The 26,443-nt window shown below is 39.8% G+C and carries 26 protein-coding genes and 1 riboswitch; of the genes, 19 read left to right on the top strand and 7 right to left on the bottom strand.

The annotated features are described in order from the left end of the window. Window positions 1-120 precede the first annotated feature (120 nt). The 5 genes from ACFQ4X_RS15925 to ACFQ4X_RS15905 all read left to right on the top strand — a co-directional run bounded on the left by ACFQ4X_RS15925 (window position 121) and on the right by ACFQ4X_RS15905 (window position 5,066). Window positions 121-1,458: an MFS transporter gene (locus tag ACFQ4X_RS15925; RefSeq protein WP_379836763.1), complete on the top strand. Its 1,338-nt coding sequence runs from the start codon at window positions 121-123 to the stop codon at window positions 1,456-1,458. Between the two features lie 263 nt (window positions 1,459-1,721). Then, window positions 1,722-2,036, top strand: a complete 315-nt coding sequence (locus ACFQ4X_RS15920; RefSeq protein WP_066294130.1) for a hypothetical protein — start codon at window positions 1,722-1,724, stop codon at window positions 2,034-2,036. A 53-nt stretch (window positions 2,037-2,089) separates the two neighbouring features. After that, window positions 2,090-2,968: an NAD(P)-dependent oxidoreductase gene (locus tag ACFQ4X_RS15915; protein WP_379836761.1), complete on the top strand. Its 879-nt coding sequence runs from the start codon at window positions 2,090-2,092 to the stop codon at window positions 2,966-2,968. A gap of 124 nt (window positions 2,969-3,092) precedes the next feature. Next, entirely contained in the window at window positions 3,093-4,100 is a 1,008-nt protein-coding gene (locus tag ACFQ4X_RS15910; RefSeq protein WP_379836759.1) for a permease, read from the top strand. An 18-nt stretch (window positions 4,101-4,118) separates the two neighbouring features. After that, window positions 4,119-5,066: a TIGR03943 family putative permease subunit gene (locus ACFQ4X_RS15905; RefSeq protein WP_379836757.1), complete on the top strand. Its 948-nt coding sequence runs from the start codon at window positions 4,119-4,121 to the stop codon at window positions 5,064-5,066. Window positions 5,067-5,104: 38 nt separating this feature from the next. On the opposite strand, the gene ACFQ4X_RS15900 is transcribed toward ACFQ4X_RS15905, so the two are convergent. Beyond that, window positions 5,105-6,682 (bottom strand): hypothetical protein, encoded by a 1,578-nt coding sequence (locus tag ACFQ4X_RS15900; RefSeq protein ID WP_379836755.1) that lies wholly within the window; start codon window positions 6,680-6,682, stop codon window positions 5,105-5,107. Window positions 6,683-7,119: 437 nt separating this feature from the next. Then, window positions 7,120-7,219, top strand: a riboswitch (cyclic di-GMP riboswitch). A gap of 85 nt (window positions 7,220-7,304) precedes the next feature. On the opposite strand from ACFQ4X_RS15900, the gene ACFQ4X_RS15895 reads away from it, so the two are divergent. From ACFQ4X_RS15895 to ACFQ4X_RS15845, 11 genes are all read left to right on the top strand, one after another. Next, a complete protein-coding gene (locus tag ACFQ4X_RS15895) occupies window positions 7,305-7,700 on the top strand; it encodes a DUF192 domain-containing protein (RefSeq protein ID WP_379836753.1) in 396 nt (131 codons plus the stop codon). Then, on the top strand, window positions 7,672-7,866 hold the full coding sequence (locus tag ACFQ4X_RS15890) for a Flp family type IVb pilin (protein WP_379836751.1): 195 nt from the start codon (window positions 7,672-7,674) through the stop codon (window positions 7,864-7,866). The genes ACFQ4X_RS15895 and ACFQ4X_RS15890 overlap by 29 nt, the downstream gene beginning before the upstream one ends. Before the next feature lie 353 nt (window positions 7,867-8,219). Continuing rightward, window positions 8,220-8,735: an A24 family peptidase gene (locus tag ACFQ4X_RS15885; RefSeq protein ID WP_379836749.1), complete on the top strand. Its 516-nt coding sequence runs from the start codon at window positions 8,220-8,222 to the stop codon at window positions 8,733-8,735. Then, window positions 8,732-9,115, top strand: coding sequence for a TadE/TadG family type IV pilus assembly protein (locus tag ACFQ4X_RS15880; protein ID WP_379836747.1), 384 nt, complete (start codon window positions 8,732-8,734; stop codon window positions 9,113-9,115). Before ACFQ4X_RS15885 ends, ACFQ4X_RS15880 begins: the two co-directional genes overlap by 4 nt. Window positions 9,116-9,126: 11 nt before the next feature. After that, a complete protein-coding gene (locus tag ACFQ4X_RS15875; protein ID WP_379836745.1) occupies window positions 9,127-10,032 on the top strand; it encodes a TadE/TadG family type IV pilus assembly protein in 906 nt (301 codons plus the stop codon). Between the two features lie 8 nt (window positions 10,033-10,040). After that, complete coding sequence (cpaB, locus tag ACFQ4X_RS15870) at window positions 10,041-10,700, top strand: Flp pilus assembly protein CpaB (protein WP_379836743.1); 660 nt, start codon at window positions 10,041-10,043, stop codon at window positions 10,698-10,700. Window positions 10,701-10,743: 43 nt separating this feature from the next. Continuing rightward, entirely contained in the window at window positions 10,744-11,592 is an 849-nt protein-coding gene (locus ACFQ4X_RS15865; RefSeq protein WP_379836741.1) for an AAA family ATPase, read from the top strand. A 12-nt stretch (window positions 11,593-11,604) separates the two neighbouring features. Continuing rightward, window positions 11,605-13,032 carry a CpaF family protein gene (locus ACFQ4X_RS15860; protein ID WP_379836739.1) on the top strand — a complete coding sequence of 476 codons (1,428 nt, stop codon included), beginning with the start codon at window positions 11,605-11,607 and terminating at the stop codon, window positions 13,030-13,032. Next, complete coding sequence (locus ACFQ4X_RS15855) at window positions 13,032-13,994, top strand: type II secretion system F family protein (protein ID WP_379836737.1); 963 nt, start codon at window positions 13,032-13,034, stop codon at window positions 13,992-13,994. The genes ACFQ4X_RS15860 and ACFQ4X_RS15855 overlap by 1 nt, the downstream gene beginning before the upstream one ends. A 4-nt stretch (window positions 13,995-13,998) precedes the next feature. Then, window positions 13,999-14,937, top strand: coding sequence for a type II secretion system F family protein (locus tag ACFQ4X_RS15850; RefSeq protein WP_379836735.1), 939 nt, complete (start codon window positions 13,999-14,001; stop codon window positions 14,935-14,937). 173 nt (window positions 14,938-15,110) lie between these two features. After that, the gene (locus tag ACFQ4X_RS15845) at window positions 15,111-17,501 is read left to right on the top strand and encodes an immune inhibitor A domain-containing protein (RefSeq protein WP_379836733.1); all 2,391 of its coding nucleotides are present in this window, start codon (window positions 15,111-15,113) and stop codon (window positions 17,499-17,501) included. Window positions 17,502-17,662: 161 nt separating this feature from the next. On the opposite strand, the gene phnE (ACFQ4X_RS15840) is transcribed toward ACFQ4X_RS15845, so the two are convergent. The 4 genes from phnE (ACFQ4X_RS15840) to ACFQ4X_RS15825 all read right to left on the bottom strand — a co-directional run bounded on the left by phnE (ACFQ4X_RS15840) (window position 17,663) and on the right by ACFQ4X_RS15825 (window position 21,126). After that, window positions 17,663-18,460 carry a phosphonate ABC transporter, permease protein PhnE gene (phnE, locus tag ACFQ4X_RS15840; RefSeq protein WP_379836731.1) on the bottom strand — a complete coding sequence of 266 codons (798 nt, stop codon included), beginning with the start codon at window positions 18,458-18,460 and terminating at the stop codon, window positions 17,663-17,665. Next, complete coding sequence (gene phnE, locus ACFQ4X_RS15835) at window positions 18,457-19,275, bottom strand: phosphonate ABC transporter, permease protein PhnE (protein WP_379837200.1); 819 nt, start codon at window positions 19,273-19,275, stop codon at window positions 18,457-18,459. Before phnE (ACFQ4X_RS15835) ends, phnE (ACFQ4X_RS15840) begins: the two co-directional genes overlap by 4 nt. Next, window positions 19,275-20,045 carry a phosphonate ABC transporter ATP-binding protein gene (phnC, locus tag ACFQ4X_RS15830; RefSeq protein ID WP_379836729.1) on the bottom strand — a complete coding sequence of 257 codons (771 nt, stop codon included), beginning with the start codon at window positions 20,043-20,045 and terminating at the stop codon, window positions 19,275-19,277. Before phnC ends, phnE (ACFQ4X_RS15835) begins: the two co-directional genes overlap by 1 nt. Window positions 20,046-20,199: 154 nt before the next feature. Further along, window positions 20,200-21,126 (bottom strand): phosphate/phosphite/phosphonate ABC transporter substrate-binding protein, encoded by a 927-nt coding sequence (locus tag ACFQ4X_RS15825; RefSeq protein ID WP_379836727.1) that lies wholly within the window; start codon window positions 21,124-21,126, stop codon window positions 20,200-20,202. 149 nt (window positions 21,127-21,275) lie between these two features. On the opposite strand from ACFQ4X_RS15825, the gene ACFQ4X_RS15820 reads away from it, so the two are divergent. Next, the gene (locus ACFQ4X_RS15820) at window positions 21,276-22,856 is read left to right on the top strand and encodes a bifunctional metallophosphatase/5'-nucleotidase (protein WP_379836725.1); all 1,581 of its coding nucleotides are present in this window, start codon (window positions 21,276-21,278) and stop codon (window positions 22,854-22,856) included. Window positions 22,857-22,873: 17 nt separating this feature from the next. Then, complete coding sequence (locus ACFQ4X_RS15815) at window positions 22,874-23,419, top strand: lipoprotein (RefSeq protein WP_379836723.1); 546 nt, start codon at window positions 22,874-22,876, stop codon at window positions 23,417-23,419. Window positions 23,420-23,806: 387 nt separating this feature from the next. On the opposite strand, the gene ACFQ4X_RS15810 is transcribed toward ACFQ4X_RS15815, so the two are convergent. Then, on the bottom strand, window positions 23,807-24,451 hold the full coding sequence (locus ACFQ4X_RS15810; RefSeq protein ID WP_379836721.1) for a sortase: 645 nt from the start codon (window positions 24,449-24,451) through the stop codon (window positions 23,807-23,809). Further along, window positions 24,448-25,920 (bottom strand): hypothetical protein, encoded by a 1,473-nt coding sequence (locus ACFQ4X_RS15805; RefSeq protein ID WP_379836719.1) that lies wholly within the window; start codon window positions 25,918-25,920, stop codon window positions 24,448-24,450. Before ACFQ4X_RS15805 ends, ACFQ4X_RS15810 begins: the two co-directional genes overlap by 4 nt. Window positions 25,921-26,055: 135 nt before the next feature. Between ACFQ4X_RS15805 and ACFQ4X_RS15800 the strand changes: the two genes are divergently transcribed. Beyond that, window positions 26,056-26,430 (top strand): SLAP domain-containing protein, encoded by a 375-nt coding sequence (locus ACFQ4X_RS15800; protein ID WP_379836717.1) that lies wholly within the window; start codon window positions 26,056-26,058, stop codon window positions 26,428-26,430. Window positions 26,431-26,443 lie beyond the last annotated feature (13 nt).

Here is a 26,443-nt window from a genome sequence, read left to right as displayed (position 1 = left end):
ATTTAAGTTTTCTTAAAAAAATCTAACTAAGTGTAAATTTTTATTAAGCAAATTAAGAGATTAATCATTTCTTCTCATGCTAAGATAGGGAATATTGTTTAGATGGAAGAGGTGAACACAATGGCTGCTGAAGAAGCACGTTTCGGCACAATTCAGGAAAATCGGATTATTCCTTTATGGAGTTTAACGGTGTGGCTGGTTGTCATGAATACAACAATGTTTAATGTTGCTCTTCCGAGTGTCATTTCACAATTTGAATTAAGTCCGACAGCCGGTTCCTGGATTGTATCAGGTTATTCCATTGTGTTTGCCTTATCCACGATTACATTCAGCCGCTTGTCTGATTTTATACCGATTGGCAAGTTGTTGATGACGGGACTAGTGATTTTAGGAATCGCATCGATCATCGGCTATTTTGCTAACAGCTTTGCTTTTGTCCTGGTCAGCCGCATGGTGCAGGCGATGGGAGCAGGAGCGGTTCCTGGACTCGGAATGGTGCTTGCGACAAGGTATATTCCGATCTCAAGACGAGGGCGTGCAATGTCTTTTATTTCGTCAGCTGCATCTCTTGGCTTTGGGCTCGGGCCAGTTATTGGTGGTGGTATCACACAGCTTCTCGGATGGAATTTCTTATTTATCGTAACGGGGCTTGTGCTGTTGCTGCTGCCTGTTTTTAAAATTTATCTACCTGTAGAAAAGAGAAGAGCAGGTTCGTTTGATTTCGTTGGAGCCCTTTTAACCGGTGGAGGAGTCACAACACTTTTACTCTACCTTTCCTCGTTCGCTTTCTGGCAGCTTGGATTGAGTATCTTGTTCTTTACGATTCTTGTATTCTATTCGAAGAAAAAAGTGGAACCTTTTATACGTATTAATCTGTTTAAAAACAGCAGGTATGTGTCTCTTTTGCTTGTTGGACTTATAGCGTTCATGACCCATTTTGCTTTCTTGTTTGTCATGCCTGTAATGCTTGCTAATCTGTTCCAAAAAGAACCGGCTGTGATAGGTCTCGTGATTTTTCCAGGTGCCATGCTTTCAGCGTTTGCTGCAATATATGTCGGGCGCTGGATCGACCGGTTTGGCAATCTTCCTGTAATGCGTGCGGGTCTTCTGTCGCTGCTGTTGTCAGCCGTGCTGTTCTCGCTCCTTGGAACAAAAGCGTTCTATATGACAGCTATCTTTTATATGTTTACGAGCATAGGGTTTTCAAGTCTAACTTCTAGTCTGGCAAACGAGAATTCTAGAATCTTAAATAAAGACGAAGTAGGTTCTGGCATGGGGATGCTCCAGCTTGTGCAATTCTTCGGTGGAGCACTTGGTGTGGCGATTGCGGGGCTCTTGATTGAAGGACAAAGAGCGTTTCCATTAGAAGATGTATACCGCAACGTGTTTATTTTCTATACGATTCTCGTGTGTATAGCGATCCTAATCTATCATTTCAAAATAAAGAAAAAAGTGTGAGTCAGTTCGGTGAATAACCAAACGGCTTACACTTTTTTTATGCGAGATTTTAAAATGACAGTCTGGCAATGTATGAAATGAAGTAAATAGCCTAGGGCAAATCCTTAAAAACCATCTGGGAAATAAATTGTCGGGGGTCAGACCCCCTTTATTAAAAAGTTGTAGAACTTTGTCAGAAAATGCCGATAAATAAGTTGGAAAGATAAACAGGCTAATCATTAAGTGAACCATATAAATGATTGTGAAAGGACGAGGGAAGATTCGTGGAAAGAAATAAAGAACTGATCGATTCATTAATTAAGTTTCAGGAACTATTAACCAAGCACCCAGATACTGTTGATTCCATCCCGGTTTTCACAAACTACATCCGCTCTTTTTTACGTATTAAACCGATGGGCAGAACGCTGCCTACTATTGAGATTATGACTTTATTAAAGAAAGAAAAGCCTCAAATGTTTTATTTATTGAAAAGGCACTCGAAAGACGATATCATGACGATGTTAACGTATTTAAACATGGATTATGATCAAGCACAAATCAAGATTGAACGAATTTTACAAGGTGAAGTCATCGCATAAAAAGCGATGATTTTTTCATTTATTGTTCTTTCGTTATAATGTAGAAAAAAGGAGTGAGAGAATTGAAGACAATTGGATTTATTGGAACAGGTGTTATGGGAAAAAGCATGGCAGGCCACTTGATGAAAGCGGGGCATCCCGTCCATGTTTATACAAGAACGAAAGAAAAAGCGAATGATCTCCTAGAGAGAGGTGCTGAATGGGCCGATACACCGAAGGATATTGCACAAAATTGTGATGTTATCATCACTATGGTGGGCTATCCAACTGACGTAGAGCAAGTATACTTAGGCATTGACGGTCTTATTGAACACGCTACAGAAGGTTCCTATTTAATTGATATGACAACTTCAAGTCCTCAGCTCGCTCAAAAAATTGAAAAAGCTGCAGCGGAGAAAAATCTTGCAGCTTTGGATGCACCCGTTTCAGGCGGAGATATCGGAGCAAGGGATGCTAAATTATCCATTATGGTCGGCGGGGACGAATCAGCTTTTAAGGAGCTTCTGCCAATCTTCTCTAAAATGGGAACAAATGTCGTGTATCAAGGAAAAGCAGGCTCTGGCCAGCATACTAAAATGTGCAACCAGATCGCAATCGCATCTGGAATGATCGGTGTTTGTGAAGCGATTTTATATGCCGAAAAAGCGGGACTGAATCCTGAAACAGTATTGAAGAGCATTGAATCAGGAGCAGCAGGAAGCTGGAATTTAAGCAACCTTGGTCCAAGAATGTTAAAAGGTGATTTTGCACCTGGATTTTATGTAAAACATTTTATTAAAGATATGACGATTGCTTTGAACTCAGCCGAAGAAATGGGATTGATGACGCCAGGCTTATCCTTAGCTAAAAAGCTATATGAAGAATTGGCGGAAATGGGAGAAGAAGATAGTGGAACACATGCATTGTATAAGCGCTTAGCAAACCAGGGTTAAAGAACCCTGGTTTTATTTTTACTCTTTACAAAACGTAATTATTACGATTTAATATAAATGGTTAAATATAAAATTTACTAGATTACATAAAGGGACCAAAATGATAAGAAGGGAGATTTGAGTGATGAGAGATATTGCAACTAGAGATTCTGCAAGAAAAGAAATGATTGGTCTTTTGTTGTTGGCCATATTTATTATTTCTTTTCTATTTATGGAAGAGATTAAGAATGATTCCGTGTTTGAAAATCTCCCTAATTCAATCATGCACCTTAATACAGTATTTTTAAGTATTTTAATAGAGGCAGTGCCATTTATTTTATTGGGAGTTTTCATTTCTGCTCTTATCCAGACCTTTATTACAGAGAACCACATCAGAAAATTAATACCCAAAAATCCTTTTGCAGGTATTGGAGCAGTGATGTTTTTAGGCGTAATCTTTCCAGTTTGTGAATGTGCCATTATCCCAGTGGTTAGGCGTTTAATTAAAAAAGGTATGCCTCTTCATCTAGGTGTTGTTTTTCTTTTGACAGTGCCAATCGTTAATCCGGTGGTTATTCTGTCTACATTTTATGCATTCAGGACCAAAATGACGGTTGTATACGGCCGTGTTGGACTTGCCTTGGCTGTTGCAGTTGTAATTGGTATCATCATTTACTTCCTTTATCGCAACCAAAACCAGCTGAAATCTGAAGTGCTTCAGGCAGGTCATGAACATACTCATGGATTAACACAAAGCCGCTGGAAACAAACTTTATATCATGCTTCCGACGAATTTTTTGATACAGGGAAATTTCTGATCATGGGTGCCTTTTTAGCGAGTATGTTCCAAGTATTTCTGGACCGAAAAGACTTGCTCGCGCTTGGAAGCAATGAATGGATGTCGACAGGTCTGATGATGGGACTTGCTTTCTTGTTATCGATCTGTTCAGAAGCGGATGCCTTTATCGCTGCTTCATTCGGAAGTACGTTTACAGTTGGATCAATCATCGCTTTCTTGGTGTACGGGCCGATGCTAGATGTGAAAAACATGTTTATGATGTTTGCTTATTTTAAAACACGATTCGTTTTTGTTTTGATGGGATTAATTACATTCATGGTGTTTGCGGCAACAATGGTGTTTCAGTATTTTTAGAATGGGAGAGAAGCTGACATGAAAAAGAGTGACCAAGACTTCCATATTTACTTGAGAGGCATTATTTTGATTGGCTTCATGCTGCTGTTGATCGGACTGATCACATCAGGAAAACTTACTTATTATGTAGCTCCCAAAATGCATATCTTTGTTTATTTTGCTGTTGCGATATTTGGAACCTTAGGGGTTATGCAGTTTTTCAGAAGGTCACAGCATCATCATGATGATAGATGCGGGTGCGGCGTGGACCATACACCAAAGGGTTCGCCGATTAAACACTTCTTAATCTATATGTTATTCGTGATTCCCTTGTTAACAGGATTTATGATGCCTGAGAAAGCGATGGACAGCTCTATTGCTGAGAAAAGGGGAATCCGTTACGGCACAGGACTATATGCGAAACCTGCTCAAAAGACTGAGGACGGGAACGTGGTTGCATCTGAGGAAATCGATGTTGAAGCATATCTGGAGGATCCAGAAGGCTATTTAAAAGAAATGGAAGAGAACGTGAAGAAAGAGAATCCCATAGAAACGTATGATGTAACAGAGTACTATGAGAAATATGGAAAAGAGTTATTAAAGAAAGATAAAATTACTGTAACTTCAGAACACTATTTAGATGCAATGAGTGTCTTTAACATTTATCTTGATCAATTTAAAGGCAAAGAAATTGAAACGACCGGATTTGTTTACAGAGAAAATGGCATGGAGGAAAACCAGGCAGTTATTGCTCGTTTCTCTATGAACTGCTGCAGTGCGGATGCAGTCGTATACGGAACAATTGTTGAAGGAGATCAGGTATCAAAGCTAAAAACGGATACTTGGTACACGGTAACAGGCATTATCGATGAAACAGAATTTAATCATATCCGGCTTCCTCTCGTAAAAATAGACTCTTTAAAAAAGATTGAACCTCTTAAAGATCCTTATGTATACCCGAGTGCAGAAAGTTTTGGAACAGAATAAATAAAAAAAGCGGGGGATTAATCCTCCGCTTTTCACGTTTAATATACGTACGTTCCAACGATAAACAACTGGAACAGAACAGTAATTCCAATAAAGTAAGAAACTTGGGCGAAAAGACCCCAATCCTTATTTTTAACGGCTTGCATGACATAAAGCGCTACGATTGAAACGATAATTGGAACGACAAGTGAACTGCCATCGAAGGTTAAATATTCAGGTGCAAGTGTATAGAATCGGTTATTAAACAGTGATTGAATCACATAGAGCTGTGTTAGAACAAAGAGCACAATCGATACCCATTTCACCCACGGTTTTTCTTCTTCAATCACATCAATTCTAACAACATACAGAATACCTAAAAATAAAATGGTCGGTACAATCCAAACAAATGCATTTGTCATTGCGATAAATGAAACAATTGAAGCGGCAAAAGCGTCAAATGAAGCATTGTAGACATCCTGCTTACTGATGGATTGACTGTTCTTCATTATTGCTGGATCCTGACTTGCTGCGTGAACTTGATAATCCTGAACAGACTCAGCTTTTAACCAGAATACAGTTTGATCATCTGCTTTTACAGGGTAGATCGAGAAATCGTTAGTCGTACTGATACGAGTTGCTTCCCAAGTATCATTCTTTAACGAAGCTCTATAGATATTACCCGCATCTTTTTTAGTAGATATTGCTCCTCTAGCAGAGAAAAGAATAGTTGGTGCATTGTCTTCTATGTTCAAATTCAGGTAAGTTGGGTTTTCAATCTCGTAACCTTCAGATACATCTTTAAAATTAACGCTCGTAAATGATAGATCTTTCATTTGGTTTATTGGTGCTGAACTGTAAAAGGTTTTAAATGATTTCGTTCCTTGTTTTGATGAATAGAACGTATAAAGAATATGAACGTCATCACCAGCTTCAGCAAATCTGAAGTTGTAAATTTTATCAGTTGGCGTTTTGCTGTACTTAAGAATAGAGATCGGTTCATATTGTCCGCTTTTTTCAGTTAAATAGAATGCTTCCATTTCAACTTTTTCACCTACAACAGCAATAAAAGAAGTAGATTCTGGATTTGCTGTTAACTCTGCAACTTTTTCTTTAGCTGAAAAAATTAATTTGCTTTTACCGCTCTCAGGTTCATAGGCATAAACTTCATTTCCTTTCGTATAGGCAAATCGGTCTTTTGTATCGGCTAAGAATTCAACGCCTTTATCTAATACAGTTTGCTTACCGCCTTCTTGAATGATTAGATCGCCATGCGATACGTAAGCGATCTGCTTGCCATTCGTCCAAAAGTTTCCTCTCTCATCAATCGGCAGCTTTTCAATTTTCTCGGAAACAACATTCAGCTTCTCATCCAAAATGGTAGCCTTAATACCGTCTTTAAGATGTGTGTAGATATGATATTGATTGTCTTCCTTAAATGCAATCGGTTCTGAGCTTATGGATTCAGCCGATATACTGACAGATCGGCTCCAGTCCTTATTTGGAAGTTTAGTCTCCTGGCGGATGTTGTTCCAAACCACCAATCCTACCAAAAGCAGAACAATTGCAAGAGGAAGAAGATAAGCTTTGCGATTCGAATGATTCTTTTTCTTTTTTACTTTCGAATCTACGTTCATGGTAATGCCCCCTTTTTTCTATAAAAGAACAAGATTATTAGTATTCGATATGTAGACGAATATTCCTGTAAAAATTATTCATTTTTTAACGGAGAATAGATATTTCGTATGGATTGATGCAGGTTAAATAGTCCTAATAACGTTCAGTAAGTGGGAAAAGTGACATTCTGGGTATATGGACTCATTAATATTTTCTGAATATTAAGTAATTATCAGCTTTTTGCTTTTATTATGAAACTATTAACTGAATTTGAATGGAAGATTTTGCGGTTACTTGGACCTATACTGAAAAAATCTTAATATGTTTAAATAACTAAAACTTGCAATATAAAAATAAGCAACAGGTCTGATTTCCTATAACAGGTAATAAAGATAGAATTTGGTTATAAGTCAGATTCATCGACACATCTTGATAAAATCCAACAAAGCACGCTGAATCTCGATAAAGGCAAAGCTGGTGAAAACCAGTGACGCAAAACTACAGGGGCTAAGGTGTACGAACTATTCGATCGTACATTATGCCAGCCAGTTACCGAAAGAGCCCGGGGTGTTTTTCATTTGCCTATAAACCCCATTTTTCGGTAAAAAAGTAAAAATATACATAAATGGAGGTGGGAGACACTTGCTGCTTAACCTGGAAACGGGTGAATTGCTGGCAAGAGAAGTAAGGCCGGCATACCGTTTTTCCAAACGATTAAAAGGGCTCATGTTTACAAAAGAGCTTTCAACTGAGAGTGCTATGCATATCAAACCTTGCCATTCTATCCATACCTTTTTTATGAATTATGCAATCGATGTACTTTATTTAGACAGTGAAAAGCGAATTGTGGCAATGGATGAAGACCTACCCCCAAAACGGTTCGGAAAATTGTACAAGCATGCTGAATCTGTCATTGAACTTCCGTCTGGAACGATCGCCAAAAGCCAGACCAAAGTGGGACACAAACTATTTATTGAAACCAAAAACAAATTTCTAGGAGGAACTAATCATGAAAAACAAATTAATGGGTCTTATTAAAGAAGAGCAAGGACAAGGAATGACGGAGTACGGTTTAGTTTTAGGATTGATTGCAGTTGCGGCTGTTGGAGCTCTTGCATTGTTGCGTAAGGAAATTATTGCTATGTTCGATGGTGTAGTAGATTTAGTACAAAACAGAGAAGATGCACCAACTACAGAAGGATAAAAGGCAATCCCCGGCCTTACGTTACTTAACGTAAGGTCTTTTTCAAAGGCTCTTTTCTAAAAGATTGTTGCTTTTGACTCTTCATTGACAAGTTAATTGGAGCGGAAGGTGCGAGACTCCTGCGGGAGCAGCGGGACAGGTGAGACTCAGTAAGCGCATAGCGCTGAGGAGGCTCACCGCACGCCCTGCGGAAAGCGAGCATCCTGCAGCGGAAATTAACCACTTACAAGAGCAACAAAGATTGCGAAAACAGCCTTTTAAACAAACAGTCTAACTTGGCGGTCAGATGACACGTGTCCTGGCTGCCAAGTTTTAAAATTAAGGAAGACTTTCTTAATTAGAAGGTGATAACAATGTGGTTTGATGCCATTTTAATTTTCGTATTAATCATCTGCGTCATAACAGATTTAAAAAGCCGCAAAATCTATAACAAAGTCATCTTTCCTGCGCTTATGATCGGCGTTTTTTCTCATATAATCGCATCTGGATGGACCGGTTTGTTTTTTTCATTAAAAGGGTTCTTTCTAGGTCTTGGATTGCTGCTCATTCCTTATCTTTTAGGAGGTATGGGTGCAGGTGATGTGAAGCTGCTTGCTCTAATCGGTACCTTAAAAGGTTCTTTGTTTGTTTTTTATACAGCGATCTATATGGGTTTGATTGGCGGAGTAATTGCTCTCGGAATCTTGTTATTCAGAAAGGGATTTATAAAAAGAATAAGAGGCATCCTCTATTCCATGTGTTGCTGGAAATTTGGCATTAGAATTCCTGTTTTTATTGAAAAAGATGCTCTGACCCAAACCTATCCGTATGGCCTTGCCATTGCCGGCGGAGCAGCGGTTTGCCTCGCAATGAAGGGAGTCCTTTTATGATGAAAAACGAAAAGGGACAATCCCTTGTTGAAATGGCTCTTGTTCTACCGCTGCTGCTATTGCTCATTGTAGGCATTTTTGATTTTGGGAAGCTGTTTTACACATATATGCACATGCATCTTGCTACACAGGAAACGGTCAGGCTTGGAGGGCTTGGGAAAGAGGATGAAGAGATCCGTGCATTCGCACGAGATTATGTACAGATAAAAGATCCATCTCTTCTCCAGATTGGAATTACGCCGGACTCCTCAACAAGAGAATCTGGCCAGTATGTGACCGTTACCTTGTCGTATCCGCACAAATTTATTACACCTGGAATGGGAAAGTTGTTTGGAGAAACGATACCTGTTGAAACGGAATCTACTATTCGGGTGGAGTGAGGTGAATAAAGATGAGGCGTCTTATAAAAAAAGAAGAAGGCAATACAATCTTGCTTGTTGCCTTTAGCCTTGTAGCGCTCATAGCGATGACAGGACTCATTATTGATGGCGGAAAGCTGTTTTTAACGAAAACCCATCTGCAAAAATCAGCTAATGCTGCGGTTCTTTCTGGTGCTCAGGAGCTAACACATGAAGAGGAATCGGTTCGCACGATTGTTCATGAAACCCTTGAAAAACATAGTGAGAATCATAGTTTGGAAGATATGAAGATTCAAATGGAAGACAAAGTGAGCGTAGATCTTTCAAGAGAAGTTCCCTTGACGTTTTCACAGCTTTTCGGTTTTGATACGGCACCAGTAAATGTACATGCTGCAGCAGAGCTTGGAACGATGGGGAAAGCCGCGGGCGTCGCGCCGCTTGGCATCGATGAAAGTTTAGGTTTGGAATTCAACAAAGAATATTCGCTGAAAGTCGATCAGACTGGTGTTGAAGCCGGAAACTTCGGAGTTCTAGCCCTTGGAGGAACTGGTGCAGCAACGTATGAAGATAATCTATTAAAAGGATACCAAAACGAACTTGAAGTGGGAGATGTTTTAGATACACAAACAGGTAATATTGCAGGGAAAACACGGGCAGTCATTCAAGAACGAATCAATAGCTGTCCATATCCAGAAGGGGAAACACACCATCGGGATTGTTCCAGAATTATATTGATTCCTGTATATGAAAGGCTTGAAACAGACGGCAACCAGTTAAAAGAAGTGAAAATCACAGGGTTCGCTTACTTTTACATTACGAAGCCTATGGATTCCAAAGACACTTCAATTACTGGCATGTTTATTAAACGCGCAGGAACTGGGTTTGTTAAGCCAGTCGATGTGAACAAAGGTGCATTTAGCATAAGACTAACAGAGTAGGTGAAGACATGAGGGCAAAACTCATTTTAGGAACGGCAATCTTTATGGGACTTATTACAACTTTTTTATTTTATAACTATATGGGTGATTACAATGCGGCAACGGTTCTCTCTGAAAACACGGTTAAAGTCGTAACGGCTAAACGGGATATTAAACAAAACGAAAAAATCACAGCCGAAATGCTGACTGTTGAAAACGTTCCAGAAGCTTCTGTGCACCCAGATTCAGTTAAGAGAATTGAATCAATAGAAAATCACTATGCTACAACAAAAATGGCTGAAGGCGAGGTTTTCTTAACCCATAATGCCCGTACAACGACAGAAGAATCATTGCGTATCAGCCGAAAGGTAAAAGAACAATTCCGGGCTGTATCTGTTGGTGTTAATTTCGTACAGTCGGTTTCGAACTTAATTGAACCAGAAGATTATGTGGATGTTTTTGCTTCTATAAAAAAGGGCGATCAGATGGAAACAAAGATGATTATGGAGAATGTACGAGTTCTTGCCATCGGAAGAAAAATGGTTGAACCGACTGAAGGTGAACCGTATGTGGAATATACTTCAGCCACGTTAGAGATGTTTCCACAAGACGTTTTGAATATTGTAAATGCCGAGGAAAACGGAAATATTCATCTTGCCGTTCGAAGCAAATTAAAAAGAACAAAGTAACGTTTTAGAGTAAAAGAATATGCGGAAAAAGGGGTAGGCAAGCATGGACAGCCAACTGGGAGAACAAAGAGAAGTGAAAAGACAGGTACGGGGCGAGATGATTGCAGTATGCAGTGCAAAGGGAGGGATCGGCCGCACCGTTATGACCGTTAACCTTGCTGTTGCACTGTGTAAAAAGAACATACAGATCGGTGTTGTGGATGCAGACTTTCAATTTGGCGATGTAAGTTTAGCACTGGACCTTCAGACCACTTTTACGATTAAAGATGTTGTTGAAGAAATACAGCAGATGGATCAGCATTCTTTGCTGAGTTATTTGAATCGTCACGAATCTGGAATAAAGGTTCTTGCTGCCCCAGAAAGACCGGAGCATGCAGATTTAATTGGTGAAGCCGCTGTCAGCAAGGTTCTCGACTTATTATTAATGGAGCACCATTATGTTTTAACCGACACTGGAGTAGGTTTGCCTGAGCGAAACTTGCCTATCATTGAAAAAGCTGATCAAATTCTGCTTCTTACAAATCTTGAGATGGCGACGCTGAAAAATACAAAATTAATGCTTGAAACTTTCGATATGCTCGGTTTAAAAGACAAAGTTCAGGTGGTTGTAAACCGTGCAACAATGGAAAGCGTCATTAATGCGTCAGACGTAGCGGATATCTTAGGCATAGAAAACCCTATCTTTATCCCGAATGACTGGCAGGTAGCTACACAATCTTTAAATATTGGAATTCCTTTTGTTGTGAATCAAGGAAAAACAGATATTGCGAAGGCCGTTTTTAAAATGGCTGAGCAGATTTCAACTAGACGAGAAATCACTTTAATACCGGCTGAATCTAAAACAAGCAGCATATTAACAAAACTATTCCGCAAATCAAAAGTAAAAAGTTAAGGAGAGGGACACATGAGTTTATTAGAAAAAATCCAAGCCAAAAATCCAGGTGGAGCCTCTCCGCAAGAAGAACAGTCTGCTGAACAGCAAGCTGCAGCTAAAAAGGATTTGCTGTCAACCTTTCGCCAGCCAAAAAAAACAGATGTGAAAGGAAACGAAAAATCCTCTGAACGCATGGAAAAAGTAACGAAGCATCAGCAGCTTAAAAATCTTCTGCACAAACAAATTTTAGATGAACTAAAAGATATTTCTGTAGAAGAGATTATTCCGAAACTAGATGGCATGGCCATTGATTTTATAAAAGATGATGAAACATTCAGGGGTGCAGTAGACCGCAAAAAGGTTATCGATGAATTGATTAATGACCTGACAGGGTTTGGTCCGATCAATCCGCTGCTTCTTGATGAAAACGTAACGGAAGTCATGGTAAATGGGCCGAATCAGGTATATGCAGAGCAAAAAGGAAAGCTCATATTAACGCCTATTCAATTTAGAGACGATGAACATGTCCTGAATGTTATTGAAAAAATTTGTGCACCAATCGGCAGAAGAATTGATGAAAGCAGTCCGATGGTTGATGCGCGTCTGCCCGATGGTTCGCGTGTAAATGCTATTATTCCGCCGCTGTCTTTGATTGGTCCTACGATAACCATCCGTAAATTTTCTAAAGACCCTTATACGATTGAGAATTTAATAGACTTTGGGACAGTTACGAGAGAAATGGCAGTATTTATTGAAGCCTGTGTAAAGGCCCATTTGAACATTTTTGTCAGCGGCGGAACAGGATCAGGAAAAACGACGACTTTAAATGTACTTTCATCTTTTATTCCAGGTGATGAACGTATTATTACAATTGAAGATGCAGCTGAATTACAGCTCTGGCAGGAACATGTTATATCGCTGGAATCACGCCCGCCAAACATAGAAGGAAAAGGTGCGATTACAATCAGAGATCTAGTTCGAAACTCTTTGCGTATGCGTCCTGACCGCATTGTGATCGGGGAGGTGCGAGGCGGTGAAGCGCTTGATATGCTGCAGGCAATGAATACAGGTCATGACGGGTCACTTGCAACGGGTCACTCTAACTCGCCAAGAGATATGATCGCCAGACTTGAAACAATGGTTTTGCTTGGCGGTGTTGATCTGCCAGTTAAAGCGATACGCGAGCAAATTGCAGGAGCTGTTGATGTAATTATTCAGCAGGCACGCCTTAAAGATGGTACGCGAAGAATCACGCACATAACCGAAGTGCAAGGGCTTGAGGGTGATGTGATCGTCCTTCAGGATATTTTTGAGTATAAACAAGAAGGCGTTGATGAAAAAGGAAAGATCATAGGACGTTTAGTGCCTACTGGTGTGAGACCTAAATTCTTTGAGCGCCTTGAACAATCAGGTATTCACATTCCACCAAGTGTCTTTATGGAAGGGGACTGGCAGTAATGGTTTATTTATTCCTTCTTCTAATTTTACTGACTGCCTTTTTGTTCTTTTATGGATTGCTAAAGCTGATTTTTATGTCAAATAAGCGGTTAGAGCGCCGCATGAAGCATTTTTTAGAATTAAAAAGCGGAAAAAAGCCTAAGACTTCGAACTTCAATGCTTTTGTTCAAGTTCAAATGTATAAGCAAAAAGTGAGAGATGAAGTTCTTTCAAAGGAAAAAAATAAAAAGCTTTCAGTCATGCTTGAGCAAGCTGGTATTCCATTAAAGCCTGAGGAGTATGTGCTTTTTCAATGGATCTTGATCGCACTTTTAGCGATGCTCTTTTTACTGATCACAAATTCTTTCTTCCTATTAATAATTGGAGCGATTATCGGCTTTATAACACCAGGAATGTGGGTTAAGAAAAAGAAGAAACAGAGAATTAAACAATTTAATGAAGGTTTGCCGGATTTAATTACAACCGTTGTGGGTTCTTTGCGAGCAGGGTTCAGCTTTCCACAAGCGTTAATGACAGTGGTTGAAGAGGCGCAATCTCCTGTAAAAGAGGAAATGGAAAGAGTACTGAAAGAAATGCAGTATGGAAGCACGATTGAAGAAGCGTTAAATGAATTAAAAGTACGTATGCCGAGCGAAGACCTTGACCTAATGATTCAGGCGATTATTATTCAACGGACGGTTGGCGGCAACCTTGCAACAGTTCTAGATAAAATTGTAGAAACCATTCGGGACCGGACAAAAATACAGCGGCAGATTACAACATTAACAGCACAAGGGAAACTATCAGGAATAATTATCGGACTATTGCCGCTTATACTTGCGATTCTCTTATATATGATTGAACCCGATTATATTGGAACTCTGTTTGAAAACGTGATTGGCTGGGTGATGATTGCATGCGGCTCTATTTCAGGAATCATTGGCTTTATTTTAATCCGGAAAATCACAACGATCGAGGTGTAGACGGATGATGTATTTTACTTTTTTTGTAACCATTACTTTAACAGCATACGCGGTATATGTTTGGACGAGTGAAAAAAGACAGTTTGTAGAAAGACGGCTTTCAACTGCGTTAGGGAAAAATGGCCAAAAAAGCAACCTTGAAACAGCTGCTGCCTTAGAAGGGACAGTTTCTTTTGGGGATCGATTCATTATGCCGTTATGGAAAGATTTTAAAAGAAGTTTCAAAAGAAAAATGCCAGGTGAAAAAGAAGCAAAGATAGAAAAATTGCTAAATCAGGCTGGAAATCCGTTTGGAATGTCACCTGTAGATTATCGCATGCTGCAGATCGCATTGTTTGTTTTCTTTCCAATCGGTTCTGTACTTTACAGCCAGCTATTGAACGTTTCGTTTGGGGCTGGGTTGTTATTTTTCTTGATAGGGTTTGGAATCGCTGCCTTTTTACCTGGTTTCTATTTAAAACAAAAAATAAAAACGAGAAATTATTTGGCATTGCGTGAGCTTCCAGACGTATTAGATCTTTTAACAGTAAGTCTTGAAGCGGGATTAGGATTTGATGGAGCACTAAGTAAGTTAGTCTCTAAAAAAGATGGCGTTTTGACAGGCGAATTTCATCGCTGTTTAGAAGAAATGAGGCTTGGAAAAACGAGAAGAGAATCATTAGGTAAAATCCGTGAACGGCTTGGCGTTGATGAAGTGAATTATTTTATCAGTGCTATTTTACAGGCGGAAAAACTAGGAATCGGAATGGTTCAGGTACTCCGTGTGCAATCAGCAGAAGTTAGAGACAGAAGAAAGCAGCGTGCAGAGGAAGCTGCCATGAAAGCACCTGTAAAGATGCTTTTTCCACTCGTTCTTTTTATTTTTCCTAGTCTATTCATCGTTCTGCTGGGACCAGCGATAATTGATTTTGTGCAGACATTTACGGAAATGAATAAAAAGTAGTGGTGATTCTATTAAATTAAAACTATGTAACTACAAAAATACCTATAAATAGTAAAAAAAGACTAGTAAAAATCACAAAAATAGTTAAAATTACTCACATTTAATGGAAAATGTTTATGTTAAAATTAAAAAGTCGCAAAAATGCGAAAATTCTGTTAGGGGGAATGTAAGGGATGAAACGAGTTCTTACTAGTTTTGCGGCAGCTTCGGTTCTCGCGGGGACTTTTCTTTGGACAAGCCCAGCATCAGTAGATCCGGTTGCAGCTAAAAAACACAATGAAGACGTGGCACCAGTTGACCTAGGGATAGTCAATCAGGATCGCTTAATCAAGTCATTGACAGAGCGTGGTGTCATCAAAGCGGGGTTAACTCCACAACAGCAAGAGGCAGAACTAAATAAATATTTGAAAAAACGTGCAGGAGGCAGTTCTGTTCACCTACATGAGAAGCATGATGTAGAAGAGACTGCTAAATTCTTAAAGGGAGAAATGAAGTCTTCAACTGACAGTGGTTCTACGACGACTTCTCCTGGCAAAGGCGGTAAGAAATCTGGTACAGCAATTACGTCATCATTAGATAGTGCACAAGCTGAAACATACAGTGGTGATGTACGCAAAGACCAAGTATTAGTTTTATTAATTGACTATAATGACTATAAAGAAGGAAGCATTACATCTTCCGAAACGGATTTCCATTATCCGAAATATACGCAACAGCACTATCGCGATATGATTTTCGGAGATAATGGATATACAGGTCCAAACGGTAAGAACATGGTTTCTATGAAACAGTTCTACCTGCAGCAATCAGGCGGATCTTATACGATTGATGGAGATGTTTACGGTTGGTATACAGCAAAGAATCCTGCAGCTTACTACGGTGGAAACAACGCTTCTGACAATGACTCTAGACCTCGTAATCTAGTAGCAGAAGCTTTAGCAGCAGCTGCAGATAATGGTGTTGATCTAACACTATATGATAAAGAAGATATTTACGACCTTGATGGTGACGGAAACAAGCGTGAGCCAGACGGACTTGTTGACCACTTAATGGTTGTTCACGCTGGTGTAGGTGAAGAAGCAGGCGGCGGAAGCTTAGGAGCTGACGCAATCTGGTCTCACCGTTGGAATCTTGGCGGTGTCTACGCGATTCCTGGTTCAACTGCAACAGTTCCATACTGGGGCGGAGCAATGGCTGCATATGATTACACAATTGAGCCAGAAGATGGAGCAACTGGTGTATTCGCACATGAATTTGGCCACGATCTGAACTATCCGGATGAGTATGATACGGTTTATTCTTCTCCTTACGGTGAGCCGGTTTCTTATTGGTCGATCATGTCTAGCGGTAGCTGGGCTGGTGAGATTCCAGGAACAGAACCAACCGGATTCAGCCCTCTTGCAAAAGAATTCTATCAATCTACTATCGGTGGAAAATGGCTGCAAGGCAAGACTGTAAATGCAAGCTCTCTTGGCAAAAACGGTGTTACAGTTACTCTTGATCAAGCATCTACAAAAGGTACAAACGAAGATGCAGTTCGTATCAACTTGCCTGATCAAGTAAATCAAATTACAACACCTGCATCTGGCTCCTACGCGTATTATGGCGGAAGAGGCGATGAAATCGATCATAAGATGGTAACAAACGTTGATTTGACGGGTGCTGCATCAGCAACGTTAGATTATGACGCTTGGTATAAAATTGAATCAAACTGGGATTATGCGATGGTTCAGGTTTCTACTGATAACGGAGCAACTTGGAAATCCCTTTCTACACCTAACACAAACAGTGATATTGTTTCAGATGGATACCCTGCTATTCAGGAAAATATGCCTGGTTATACAGGGCATTCAAATGGATGGATCCACGAGTCTATTGATTTAAGCCAATATGCTGGTCAAAACATTCAGCTTCAATTCCGTTACATGACTGACTGGGGCAGCAATGAAGAAGGTTTCTTCGTTGATAATGTAAAAGTAACGAAGAATGGGGCAACTGCTTTTGAAGATGGAGCTGAAGGAACACCTAAGTTTGCTTTAGATCATTTTGAAAAACATCAAGGGAAAGAATTGAAGTCTCATTACTATTTAGTTGAATGGCGTAACCATGACGGCGTGGACAATGGTCTTGCGCACTTAAAGCGCGGCAATTCTATCATGTCTTATGATCCTGGTATGGTCATCTGGTATGTGAACAGTGCTTATGACAACAACTGGGTTGGTGCACATCCTGGTAAAGGTTTTGTCGGTGTCGTTGACGCTCACCAAAACGTTCACCGTTGGGGTGGAAATGAAGCAACTGGTGATTTGGCAAGCACACGATACCAAATCTATGATGCGACATTCAGTAAAGTGAAGGGTGCTGCACTTGATGTGGATTATGGACAAGGAAATCACATGTATCAAGCAGCAAAAGCGCCGGTATCATTGTTTGATGATACTGCAAACTATTGGAGTCCATCTAGCCCGTACTCTGGTTTAAAGCTTCCTTCTTACGGTTTAAAAATTGAAGTATTGGAAGAAGCAGCAGACCGCAGTACTGCAAAAATTAAAATTACTAAGTAATAGTAAAAGCCTAAGTAATCCATTTGGATTCTTAGGCTTTTTTCATTTTAACTATTTTTGTAGAATAATGATTATTCCCGCGGAAATAATGTCGATTCCTCTGATATTTTAAACACAAAAAGACCAGAAAGCGAGTACCGCCTTCTGGTTCTTTTTATTAACTACACTATTCTTCTGCGGATATAACCTGAAATAATATCAATCAACGTTACCATCACGACAATACCTAAAAGAATAATCCCTACTCGGTTCCAGTCCCGTGATGTTAAGGCAAAGATCAGTGGTGTACCGATACCTCCAGCACCGATTACCCCCAAGATTGTTGCAGAACGAACATTGATTTCAAAGCGATACAATGTGTATGACAAAAAGTCAGGAAATACTTGCGGAAGCACGGCGAACCAAAGGATTTGGAAGCGGTTTGCACCTGTCGCAAGCAAAGCTTCTGTTGGTCCTAAATCCATGTTTTCAATAGCCTCTGAAAACAGCTTGCCCAACATGCCAATTGAATGAAGTCCTAGTGCCAAAACTCCGGCAAATGAACCTGGACCTACAGCTTTTATAAAAATAATCGCCATAATGATCTCTGGGAATGTACGAACGATACTAAGTGCAAATTTCCCTGTTCCCGAAATCTGCTTAAATTTGCTTATGTTGTTTGCTGCCCAAAAAGCAAATGGTACACATAAAATAGCTGAAATAAAAGTACCTAAAATGGCAATCGCAAGCGTATCGAGTAAGCCCCTGAGCAAATCTTCTCCTTCAGGCAAGTAAACGTAATCCCAATCTGGATTCAGAATTCCTGAGAGAATGGCTTTTGAAATAATACCTGCTGTATCTTTTAATCCATTGAATTCTATTCCAGCAAAAGACCAAACATAGAGGGCGGTCAGCAAAACAAAAATCGTCAGTTTAAAAAAGATTCGTCTAGGCGGTCGTTTAACAGAATACGTACTCATAGCAATTTCTCCCGTATCTTCGTGCTTGTATAATCAATGATCAAAACAATGACGAGCGTGAAAATAATGATAGATGCTACCCGGTCGTATTGAAGGAAGCCGAGTGTTTTTTCATAATAGTGACCGATCCCGCCTGCGCCAACCAGACCAAGAACAGCTGCCGCACGAATATTAACTTCAAATGTATAAAGCGTGTACGACATAAAATGAGCGGAGATCTGCGGTACAATACCGAAAAAGATCCATTGTATCTTATTTGCACCTACTGCGGTCATTGCTTCAAGAGGTCCTTTATCGATCGCTTCTATCGTTTCATATAATAGTTTAGAAATAAGTCCTAGTGAAAAGAAAGTTAATGCTAAAATACCTGGAATTGCACCAAGACCAAAGATCGCTACAAATATAGCTGCTTTCAGCAAATCAGGAATCGTACGGATTAAATTTAAAAACATGCGAGTTGGATAAAAGAGAATTTTACTTTTTACAACGTTCGATGCTGCAAGAAGTGATAATGGAATCGCTAGGATCGCTCCGAATGTTGTTCCAAGGACGGCCATGCGAATGGTTTCGAGCATGGGTTCTATAATCGGTTCAAAGTATGCCCAGTCAGGCGGCAGCATTTGATCCATTAAGACACCCATCTCTGGCAGTCCTGTCAGCAGTTCCTGAAAAGTCGCATCTGTTTTATAAGCACTCGCCCAAAGTAAGCCAATTATAATAAGTGCTGTTAAGTAATGCTTAAATTTACTTGGCGGAGATGGAACGTTACCAAGAGGTTTGAGTGTCTGTTTTTCTTGATTCAATTCCGTGTTCATCATACTGTTTCACCTAGCAGCTCGTCTTCACTGATTTCACGGCCGTAGATTTCTGAGAATTTATCATCTGTAGCTTCAGATACGGGGCCATCAAACACAACTTCACCTGCGCGCAGTCCGATGATTCGTGTAGCGTATTGTCTCGCAAGGTCAATAAAGTGAAGGTTCACGATTGTTGTGATCCCAAGCTCACGGTTGATTCGCTGCAAGTCATCCATAACTTGTACAGTTGTTAATGGGTCGAGTGATGCTACAGGCTCGTCGGCAAGGATGATCTTTGCTTCTTGTGCCAAGGCACGGGCGATAGAAACACGCTGCTGCTGTCCGCCTGAAAGCTCATCTGCACGGGAGTATGCTTTTTCTAAAATATTTACACGCTCTAGAGCGCGAAGAGAAAGGTCAATATCTTCTTTTGGGAACATGCCCAAAACAGTACGCAGTGTTGAATGATAGCCAACACGTCCAGAAAGAACATTCTTCAAAACAGAGGAGCGCTTTACAAGGTTGAAATTTTGGAAAATCATACCGATATCACGGCGGATTTTTAATAGCTGTTTTCCGGTTGCGTTCGTGATGGATTGATTGTTAATGACAATTTCCCCATCTGTAATTTCATGCAGGCGATTAATGGATCGGAGCAGTGTGGATTTACCAGCACCTGAAAGTCCTACAATGACGACAAACTCGCCAGGCTCTATCGTTAAATTAATATTATTTAAGCCGACGGTTCCGTTAGGGTATACCTTTGAGACATTTTTAAACTCGATCATGGTTGTGTGACCAACTTTCTGCTAGATTCGTGTAATACTTGAAAATTTCGATAAATACAGAGAGCATTCCTGCAAAACTTACTGAGATACAAAATCAAAGAAAAAACCGCGAAGAGGGCTGACCTCATGCGGTTTTAACGTTGTGCAGGCAGGATTACTCAGCTACTTTTTCACCGTAATCACGAACGATATCAAAGTTGCTGTCTTGAGACTTTGCATAACCTTCGTGTGAATAGATATCCTTAACAATTTGTTTGCCTTCTTCGCTCTTTGCGATGTTAATGAAAGCTTCTTGGATTTTCTTTTTCCACTCGTCAGTCATATCAGAACGGACAGAAATTGTGTCGTTAGGAATTGGTTCTGTGCGGTGAAGAACACGTACATCTTTAAAGACTGTCGGGTAATCACCAACAACAATGTTACGAGCATCTTCAAACACGGCAGCAGCATCAACATCTCCGTTAATAACAGCTAAAACAGCTTGGTCATGTCCTTTTAATGTAACGGTTTCTACATCAGACATCGGATCTACTCCAGCATCCATCATAGAAACGGCAGGCCATACGTATCCAGCAGAAGAAGTTACGTTTTGGAAACCAACTTTTTTGCCTTTTAAATCTTCTAAACTCTTAATATCAGAGTCAGCTTTTACAATGATCATGGATTTATAGCTATCAACAAGCTCATCAGTCGGTGAGCCGTCTTCTTCATTTACACCATAACGCTGTGCTTGAAGAATTACTTCAGCTGCGTTGTTTTCTTTTGCTAAAACATAAGCTGTTGGAGGAAGGAAACCTACATCAACTTTTTTAGATTTCATTGCTTCAATAATTGTGTTGTAATCAGTGGAAACGCTCACTTTTACGTCAATACCCAGTTCTTCTTTTAATAGCTTCTCAAGCGGCTTAGCCTTTGCTTCCAAAGTATCAGCGTTTTGAGATGGAACGAATTGTACCGTTAATTCTTTTGGTGCGTATCCTTCTCCACTTTTACCAGATTCATTCTCGTCGGAACTACATCCGGCCAAAACAGACCCGGCAAGTAATACGGACATGCCGACTGTTGCTAGTTTTTTAAACATTTGTCGAACCCCCATATAATATGTAAAATTTTACTGCTTTTCCATAATACCATAATTTTTTAAATTAAAAGTAAATTTTTTGTAAATGTGAAAAGAACAGTAAAATAGTATAATACGAGTACTAGGATCATAGAGGGAAGGTCGATGTTTTGGAAGAATCCATCCATATATATGTTACGAGTGACGTACATGGAAACGTGCTCCCATTAACATATGGAAACAACGAAAAAGCTGAATTGGGGCTTGCTAAGGCTGCAGCTCTCATTAAAGAGGAAATGAAAAAGAACGGTAACTGTTTGTTAATTGACAACGGTGATCTCATACAAGGAACACCGCTTACTTATCATTACGCAAGGATGGGTACAGAATCTATTAATCCCATGGCGCTTCTATTGAACGAGCTTGAATTTGATGCAGCTGTGATCGGAAATCATGAATTTAACTACGGGCTGCCTGTTTTACAGAAAACGGTGAATGAATCAAAGTTTCCGTGGCTGTCTGCAAACATAGTATGGGAGGAGTCAGGTCAGCCGCTGTTTGGCGAGCCTTATGTAGTAAAAACATTTAGAAGCGGCTTTAAGCTAGCAGTCCTTGGCCTGACGACACATTACATACCGAATTGGGAGAACCCTGAACATATAAAAGGCATAACGTTTCTTGATGCCGTTGAAACGGCAAAAAAATGGGTTCCGGTCTTAAAAGAAAAGGCAGATATTGTTGTTGTTTCCTATCATGGAGGATTTGAAAGAGACATAGAATCTGGCGAACCTACGGAGACTTTAACCGGGGAAAATCAAGGCTACCAGCTATGTATGGAGGTCGAGGGTATTGATGTCCTTTTAACTGGTCATCAGCATCGTCTAATAGAAAAAAGCGAAATAAATGGTGTAACGGTTATTCAGCCAGGTACACAAGGAACTTCAGTAGGTCATGTAGAAGTAACAATTAGAAATAGTAACGGTTCTTGGGAAGTGATCAGTAAGAAATCCTCTCTTCTTTCTGCAAAAGGCTATGAGCCTGATGAGGTGGTACTGGATTTAATTGTTCCATATGAAGAAAAAGCTCAGGAATGGCTAGATCAGCCGATCGGTGTTATTGAGGGAGATATGGAGATTACCGATCCGATGGAAACGAGATTAAGAGACACCCCTTTGATCGAGTTTATTAATAAAGTACAGATGGATGCTGCGGGTACGGAAATTTCAAGCACAGCTTTATTTGATAATCGGTCAAAAGGTTTTTCTTCCCGTGTTACAATGCGCGATATCGTATCAAACTATATTTATCCAAATACGTTAAAAGTGGTTGAGATCACAGGTAAGGATATGAGAGAGGCTTTGGAGAGATCAGCTTCCTATTTTGTATTGAATGAAGATGGTAAAGTGGCTGTTAATCCGGCATTTTCTGTTCCTAAGCCGCAGCATTACAATTATGACATGTGGGAAGGGATCCGATACACGATCGATCTATCAAAACCATTTGGACAAAGAATTACTGAATTAGCCTTCAAAGGTGAAGAGGTAGATGATAACGCACTGTATCAAGTAGTAATGAATAACTACCGTGCAGGCGGTGGCGGAGACTACCATATGTTTAAAGGAAAGCGTGTTGTAAAAGATATTCCAATCGATGTATCGGAACTGATGGCTAACTATCTGCTAAAAAGAGGTACAATCTCAGCAACGTGTGATCATAACTGGAAAGTCAAAGTATCATCTTCCAAAAAATAAAGGAATGGGTGGGGCGGTTGAATAAGCAGAAGATGTTTGTTTATCTGGTTATAATTGTCTTTCTTGCTGGCTGTTCAAGCAGTGTGCAGGGTACTTTAAATGACAAAAAGTTAAAACTGCTGGACCATATAAAAGGTGCTTACCCGAGATATTATGAACACGTTTCAAAAGAAGAGGCACAAAAGGCTCTTCCGTTTTCTTTAGAACTGCCTGATAAGCTGCCATTCAAAGTGGCTTTATCTACCTTTCAAATTTCGGATTGGGGAGAAAAAAGAAACATACTTCTTGACTCTGTTTTTTATCCAAGGCAGGAAGGCAAGAATGTCTATTTAGCCTACCGGATATCTAACTTTCTTCCGAATGCAGAAAAACTGGAAACGAACGAAAAGGTTAAGCTTGAAAACGGAATAAAAGCTTATTTTTCTGGAAGTTCAGACTTGCCGATTTTAGCATGGGAAGAGGACGGTCTGTATCATAAAATGGAATATTTGAAAGAAGAAGAGACAGACAGCAAGAAGGCAAAATCAAATTTGTTGAAAGCTGCGAGTTCGATTTATGAATAAATAAGAAAGCTGGCTCGAATCGCGGTAAACACGATTACGAGCCAGCTTTTTTGAAATTAGTTTTTTAAAAAAGGATCATTTCTAATAGATTGTTACTTTTGAACATTTTTTGTTCAGTATGCTTCTTTGACTGGTTGATTGGAGCGGAAGGTCGAGACTCCTACGGGATCAGCGTGCCAACCACCTGAGTATACTTCTCGCAAGGCATGACGAGGAAGCACGCTGCAATAGAATTAACTTGCAGACGCAGGAGCACAGATGCTTACTTAGTGAGACCCCGGCAGGCTTGTTTAGCCTAGGAGGCTCACCGCACGCCCCGTGGAAAGCGAGCATCCTGAAGCGGAAATCAACCACTTTCAATAGCAACAATGTTTGCGGAAACGGCGATTAATTAATGCGTTCTGCTCTTACTATAAGACGAAACTCGTCAGAATAAAGAGGTTCACACGTTATTAATGTAATCTCTTCTTCTTTTTTAGCATCTAAGACAGAAAGGTTGTCTGGCTTTACGACTGTTTTTTCATATACTCTGTACAGAATCGATCCAGAAGTGGTTTCAACTTTTACCATATCGCCTTTATCCACTTCATTTAAACGGTGAAAGAACTGGCCGTATGTGTGAGAGCGATGTCCGGCCATTACGGTGTTTCCTTTTTCGCCAGGAAAAGATGTTGTTGTCATCCATCCAATCGCATTTTGGAGGTCTTTTTGAGTAACACCTGGAACCATCATGGATTCTAAATCTATTTTAGGAATCGACATTTTCCCTATAACACCTTTCTCCATCGCTTTTTCCTTAGATGATTCAGATGTGTTTGGATTTTCTTCATTCTTAGTCTCCGGTGCTTTAGCAGCTTTAACGGAAGGAAGAGTAAAAGGATTGCCATAAGAGGTGTTTAGGTCATTCCATTCCTTTTCAAGTGCCTGTTGTTCGCTGCTGGTCTGCCAGCTTGTTATTACCGGAAGAATAAGGAGAGCGATGCCGAGAAGAAAGACCGCAATTCCTCCGCGTTTTAACGTATTTTTATTCATGCCTGCATCCGGGCTGCTTTAGCATACAGTCCGATTCCTAATAGTACAAAAAGTGATCCGAGCATTGACCAAGTTAACTGACTGAAAGGACTTCCTGTCTTTGGAAGGGTGTTCCCTGACCCGCCTGAAGCATTTGTTGGCTTCTCAACTGTGATGACCTCAGTAGTATCACTGTCAGTCGAAGTCATGCCTTTAACGGTTGTTGAGAGTGTTGCTGTAACACCATTTGAGCCTTCTGTCACGATGTCAGTTGATAGATCACTTGAAGAACCTGTGTACGTTCCAGTCAAGCTTACATGAAGGTTAGTCATTCCTGCGTTCAATGAAGGGATGATGATCCAGATTACACCTTCTGTATCCATTTCAATTTTTGCGCCTTCTAATCCAGAAACTTTAAGGTCTTCAATTTTAACCGATTTAGGAAGAAGCAAGCGCAGTTTATACGTTTTTGCAGCAGCAGTGTTTTTGTTGTCGATGTTAAGTTTATAATCTAAGCAAAGCTTACCTTTTTTCATTTCAGCCATAAAATCGCCTTTTGCCATAATCTTAGTCCAGTCGATCTCAGGCATATCTTTTAAAGTGAACGTAAGCGGAGTAAGAGATACATCAGTCATTCCATCCATTCCAATAATTAACGGAAGATGAAGCTTGTCCCATCCTTTCATTTTCTTCATGTTAAAGTGGATGACAATATTTGAATCACCTTTTACCACCTTAGGAAGATAAATAATTGCATAGCCATCTTTGATCGTTACTGTAGCACCTTCAATGCCGGTAATCATTGCATCTTGGATCTCAATTCCTTCAGGAAGTTTTAATTTCAGCATCACTTTTTCCATCATTACGCTGTTTGAGTTGTGCATCATCAGCATCAGTCTTACTTTTACATCCTCTTTAAACCATTCCACGACTTTCGCTTCAGGTTTAATCATTACTTTATGAAGATCTATAACGGTTTCTTCTTCATCATTTTCTAATGGAAGCAAGAAAAACTTTACGTCAAAAGTTAAAATCTCATGCTTTTCCATATCAGGAAGCGTTAGTTTAATGCCTGTTGTAGTATCATAGTCTGCAATGATGTCTTCTTTGTTGCGGTTTTTGTTGGTTTCAGTTATCAGTACTTCAGGAGGGTATGTAGTATCTAGCTGTGTTCCAGGCGGATAAGGGATGTTTACCGTTAAATTGCTCAATGTATCCATCGTTTTATTTTCGAGGTTAAACTTGTATACAGGACGCATTTTATTTTCAGCATCTGGTACATTTCCGTTTAAATTGATGGAGCCGCTTAATTTACGCATAGAATCACTTACGGTAAAATCAGAAAATGCAGTCACATCCGAGTCAATTTCTAGAAGGTTAACCGGCAATGTCTGAGTTTGCGCTTTTGAGGATTCATTTCCTGCAGCCATGGCACTCATAGGAGCCAGCATGACACATACTACAAGTAATGCAAAAAAACATTTTTTCAAATAATTCACATCCCTTTCTAATTTTGGTTATTCGTGCACAAGGAAGATATACCCAAGAAAATTGTCGGATTAACCTCTTTTTATAAAAAAACAAATAAAAATTTGTGATAAGATGAATCGAAAGGGTGATAAACCTTGCAAAAATTGGTATTTGAATCCGCGTGGGACAGAACTTTAGCACAAAAAGACAGACATGAGATTGAGCGTGTTTTTTTTGAAATTAACGGTGAAGGAAAAGAAGGGTACCAAGCTGTTCTTTTAAAAACCGCATTTAATCATAAGCGTGAATTTTTGGTAACGGTTTTATTAAACAATTATTCTAAGATTTCATTGTCACTTTTAGGCAAGAAGGTCGTATACAAAGAGATGGGTGAGTCTTTAGGGGAATTCGAATCTGCTTACACATTAGAGGTTCCGGCCCAAACTAGTATGCCATGGACGTTTATATTTCCAGCGGGAAGTTTGATAGATACACCTAATGGTGATTCTGGTGAATTAATAATTAGTTAAAGGATGAGAATTT

This window comes from Fictibacillus halophilus (assembly GCF_042680145.1).
Lineage (GTDB): Bacteria > Bacillota > Bacilli > Bacillales > Fictibacillaceae > Fictibacillus > Fictibacillus halophilus_A.
Note: the sequence above shows the minus strand (reverse complement) of the source record. Positions and strands in the feature narration are given on the sequence as shown.

Coding starts and splice junctions, on each gene's coding strand:
- ACFQ4X_RS15925 (WP_379836763.1), top strand. CDS start 121: ATGGCTGCTGAAGAAGCACGTTTCGGCACAATTCAGGAAAATCGGATT.
- ACFQ4X_RS15910 (WP_379836759.1), top strand. CDS start 3,093: ATGAGAGATATTGCAACTAGAGATTCTGCAAGAAAAGAAATGATTGGT.
- ACFQ4X_RS15905 (WP_379836757.1), top strand. CDS start 4,119: ATGAAAAAGAGTGACCAAGACTTCCATATTTACTTGAGAGGCATTATT.
- ACFQ4X_RS15900 (WP_379836755.1), bottom strand. CDS start 6,682: ATGAACGTAGATTCGAAAGTAAAAAAGAAAAAGAATCATTCGAATCGC.
- ACFQ4X_RS15890 (WP_379836751.1), top strand. CDS start 7,672: ATGAAAAACAAATTAATGGGTCTTATTAAAGAAGAGCAAGGACAAGGA.
- ACFQ4X_RS15885 (WP_379836749.1), top strand. CDS start 8,220: ATGTGGTTTGATGCCATTTTAATTTTCGTATTAATCATCTGCGTCATA.
- ACFQ4X_RS15880 (WP_379836747.1), top strand. CDS start 8,732: ATGATGAAAAACGAAAAGGGACAATCCCTTGTTGAAATGGCTCTTGTT.
- ACFQ4X_RS15875 (WP_379836745.1), top strand. CDS start 9,127: ATGAGGCGTCTTATAAAAAAAGAAGAAGGCAATACAATCTTGCTTGTT.
- cpaB (WP_379836743.1), top strand. CDS start 10,041: ATGAGGGCAAAACTCATTTTAGGAACGGCAATCTTTATGGGACTTATT.
- ACFQ4X_RS15865 (WP_379836741.1), top strand. CDS start 10,744: ATGGACAGCCAACTGGGAGAACAAAGAGAAGTGAAAAGACAGGTACGG.
- ACFQ4X_RS15860 (WP_379836739.1), top strand. CDS start 11,605: ATGAGTTTATTAGAAAAAATCCAAGCCAAAAATCCAGGTGGAGCCTCT.
- ACFQ4X_RS15855 (WP_379836737.1), top strand. CDS start 13,032: ATGGTTTATTTATTCCTTCTTCTAATTTTACTGACTGCCTTTTTGTTC.
- ACFQ4X_RS15850 (WP_379836735.1), top strand. CDS start 13,999: ATGATGTATTTTACTTTTTTTGTAACCATTACTTTAACAGCATACGCG.
- ACFQ4X_RS15845 (WP_379836733.1), top strand. CDS start 15,111: ATGAAACGAGTTCTTACTAGTTTTGCGGCAGCTTCGGTTCTCGCGGGG.
- phnE (WP_379836731.1), bottom strand. CDS start 18,460: ATGAGTACGTATTCTGTTAAACGACCGCCTAGACGAATCTTTTTTAAA.
- phnE (WP_379837200.1), bottom strand. CDS start 19,275: ATGAACACGGAATTGAATCAAGAAAAACAGACACTCAAACCTCTTGGT.
- phnC (WP_379836729.1), bottom strand. CDS start 20,045: ATGATCGAGTTTAAAAATGTCTCAAAGGTATACCCTAACGGAACCGTC.
- ACFQ4X_RS15825 (WP_379836727.1), bottom strand. CDS start 21,126: ATGTTTAAAAAACTAGCAACAGTCGGCATGTCCGTATTACTTGCCGGG.
- ACFQ4X_RS15810 (WP_379836721.1), bottom strand. CDS start 24,451: ATGAATAAAAATACGTTAAAACGCGGAGGAATTGCGGTCTTTCTTCTC.